Annotated in this window: 3 protein-coding genes; all 3 read left to right on the forward strand. The window is 68.4% G+C overall.

Annotation, left to right across the window (positions count from 1 at the left end):
* Positions 1-504 (forward strand): EamA family transporter (locus ACI38Z_RS05550; RefSeq protein WP_439789200.1); only part of this gene is annotated, 504 nt, incomplete at its 5' end.
* Between the two features lie 14 nt (positions 505-518).
* On the forward strand, positions 519-1397 hold the full coding sequence (locus ACI38Z_RS05555; RefSeq protein ID WP_439789201.1) for an exonuclease domain-containing protein: 879 nt from the start codon (positions 519-521) through the stop codon (positions 1395-1397).
* A 130-nt stretch (positions 1398-1527) separates the two neighbouring features.
* Positions 1528-2792: molecular chaperone HtpG (gene htpG, locus ACI38Z_RS05560; protein WP_439789202.1), on the forward strand; the 1265-nt coding region annotated here is incomplete at its 3' end.

Below are 2792 nucleotides of genomic sequence, written 5' to 3' on the forward strand. Positions count from 1 at the left end.
TACGGGCGCGAGGTCCTCTGCTTCGCGATGGCGGTCCTCGGCACGTTCCTGCTCGCCACGGGCGGGGACCCAACCACCCTCGCCATGCCGGCTCTCGGCCTCGCGCTGGGGCTCCTCACGGCGGCGGGCCAGGCGTCTGAGTCGCTGCTCACGGTGGGCTACGTGGGCCGCTGGGGAAGCCTCGTCACCAACGCGCTCGGCTTCCTGTTCGCGGGCCTGCTGCTCCTGCCTGCGGTGCGACCGTGGGCGTTCGACCCGGTGGCCGCCTTCGCGCCGCTCGACTGGTTCCTGCTCGCGTTCTCCGTGCTCGTGGGCACGTTCGGCGCGGGCGCGCTCTACATGGCGGGCCTCGTGCGCGTGGGGCCGGTCCGCACCACGCTCCTCTCCACCACGGAGCAGCTCTCGTCCGCGGTGAGCACCTGGGCCCTGATCGGCACGACCTTCTCGCCCGCGGAGCTCGCCGGCTTCGCGCTCATCACGGCCATGGTCGCGCTCTCGGCGTAGGGGGTGGGGAAGGCATGTCGCGCAAGCCACGCTACCGGGACATAGACGCGGACTCGCTGCCGCGCAGCTACGTGAGCTACGACCTCGAGACCACGGGCCTCGGGGCGGGCGCGCGCATCGTGGAGATCGGCGCCGTCCGCGTGATCGACGGCTACGAGGACGAGAAGTTCGACACCTTCGTCGCGCCGCCCGCGGGGGTGCGCTTCGAGCCGGGCGCCCGCGCCGTCAACCACATTACCGACGCGATGCTCGAGGGCGCGCCGGAGGAGGCCAGCGCCTACCGCGCCTTCGCGGCGTTCGCGGAGGACCTGCCGCTCGTGGGGCAGAACATCGTCGCGTTCGACAACCCGCTGCTCGACGCCGCCGCGGCCCGCGCGGGGGAGCGCCCGCTCACGGCGAACGGCTGCCAGGACACCATGCTCCTGTACCGCGCGCTCGTGGGCATGCCCGCCAGCCTCGCGGCCATCTGCGCGCACTACGGCGTGCGAAACGCGCAGGCGCACCGGGCGTGGGCGGACGCCGTCGCCACGAGCGACTGCTACCAGGCCATCCTGCGCGACGCCGCCTCGCGCGCCGTCCACGTGCGCGACCTCGTGACGCACCCGGCCTCGGGCGAGCTCGCGGGCGAGCGCGTGTGCTTCACGGGCAACAGCTACGAGTTCCCCAAGCGTGACATGGGGGTCCTCGCGCTCGAGCACGGGGCGGAGCTGAGCGAGCGCGTGACCAAGCGCGTCACGATGCTCGTGGCGCTGGAGGACCGCCGCAGCGGCAAGGTCATGCGCGCGGAGGAGCTGGGCGTGCCCGTGGTGGGCGCGGAGGCGTTCCTGGCGCGCATCGGGCTTGGGCCGCGGGACCTCCGCCGCGACCCAGCGGCGGGCCGGGACCATACCTAAGCGTGGGCCACGTAGGTTTTCTCTTCTCGCACGTATACGATTTTGGGAGTGGGGTATCCACTCTACGTATGCACACGAGTCGCCCGGGCGGCGTGCCGCGCCGTGGCGCAAGCAGGGGAGGAAGCCAGGCATGAAGCAGTTCAAGACCGAGAGCAAGAAGCTCCTGGACCTGATGATCAACTCGATCTACACCAACAAGGAGATCTTCCTGAGGGAGCTCATCTCCAACGCGTCGGACGCGCTGGACAAGCTGAGCTTCGAGGGCCTCACGGACGAGTCCAAGCGCGTGGACGAGGAGCTGGCCATTAACCTGGCCTTCGACAAGGACGCCCGCACCATCACCGTGTCCGACAACGGCATCGGCATGACCGCGGACGAGCTCGACAAGAACCTCGGCACCATCGCGCACTCCGGCTCCGAGCAGTTCAAGGAGAAGAACGCGGACGCCCAGGGTGACGCCGTGGACATCATCGGCCAGTTTGGCGTGGGCTTCTACTCCAGTTTCATGGTCGCGAAGCGCGTGCGCGTGGTGAGCCGCGCGCTGGGCGAGGCACAGGCCAACACCTGGGAGTCCGACGGCGTGAGCGGCTACAGCATCGAGCCGACGCCCGCGGACCAGCTGCCCGAGGCGCTTGCCGGCGAGCACGCGCACGGCACGCAGATCACGCTCTTCCTGCGCGACTCCACGGAGGAGGACGACACGGACCAGTTCCTGAGCGAGTGGAAGCTCCGCGACCTGGTGCGCCAGTACTCCAACTACGTGCGCTACCCCATCCGCATGATGGTCACCAAGAGCCGCGAGAAGCCGGCGCCCGACCCCAAGCCGGACGACTACAAGCCCGAGTACGAGGACTACCAGGAGCTCGAGACCCTCAACTCCATGACGCCGATCTGGAAGAAGCGCAAGTCCGACGTTGAGCAGAAGGACTACGACGAGTTCTACAAGTCCACGTTCCACGACTGGGAGAAGCCGCTGCGCACCGTGAGCTTCCACGCCGAGGGCGCCATCAGCTACGACGCGCTGCTCTTCATCCCGAGCGTGGCGCCGTTCGACCTCTACAGCAAGGACTACCAGAAGGGCCTCGCGCTCTACAGCTCGAGCGTCCTCATCCAGGAGAAGTGCGCCGACCTGCTGCCCGACTACTACAACTTCGTCCGCGGCATCGTGGACTCGCCCGACGTCACGCTCAACATCTCGCGCGAGACGCTGCAGCAGAACTCGCAGCTCCGCGCCATCGCGCGCCGTGTGGAGAAGAAGGTCACGTCCGAGCTCGAGGACATGCGCGACAACGACCGCGAGTCGTACGAGAAGTTCTTCAACAACTTTGGACGCGGCCTGAAGTTTGGCATCTACAACAGCTTTGGCTCCACGTCCGACGAGCTGGCAGACCTGCT

This window comes from Parafannyhessea sp. (assembly GCF_051876455.1).
In the GTDB taxonomy this organism is placed as follows: Bacteria; Actinomycetota; Coriobacteriia; order Coriobacteriales; family Atopobiaceae; genus Parafannyhessea.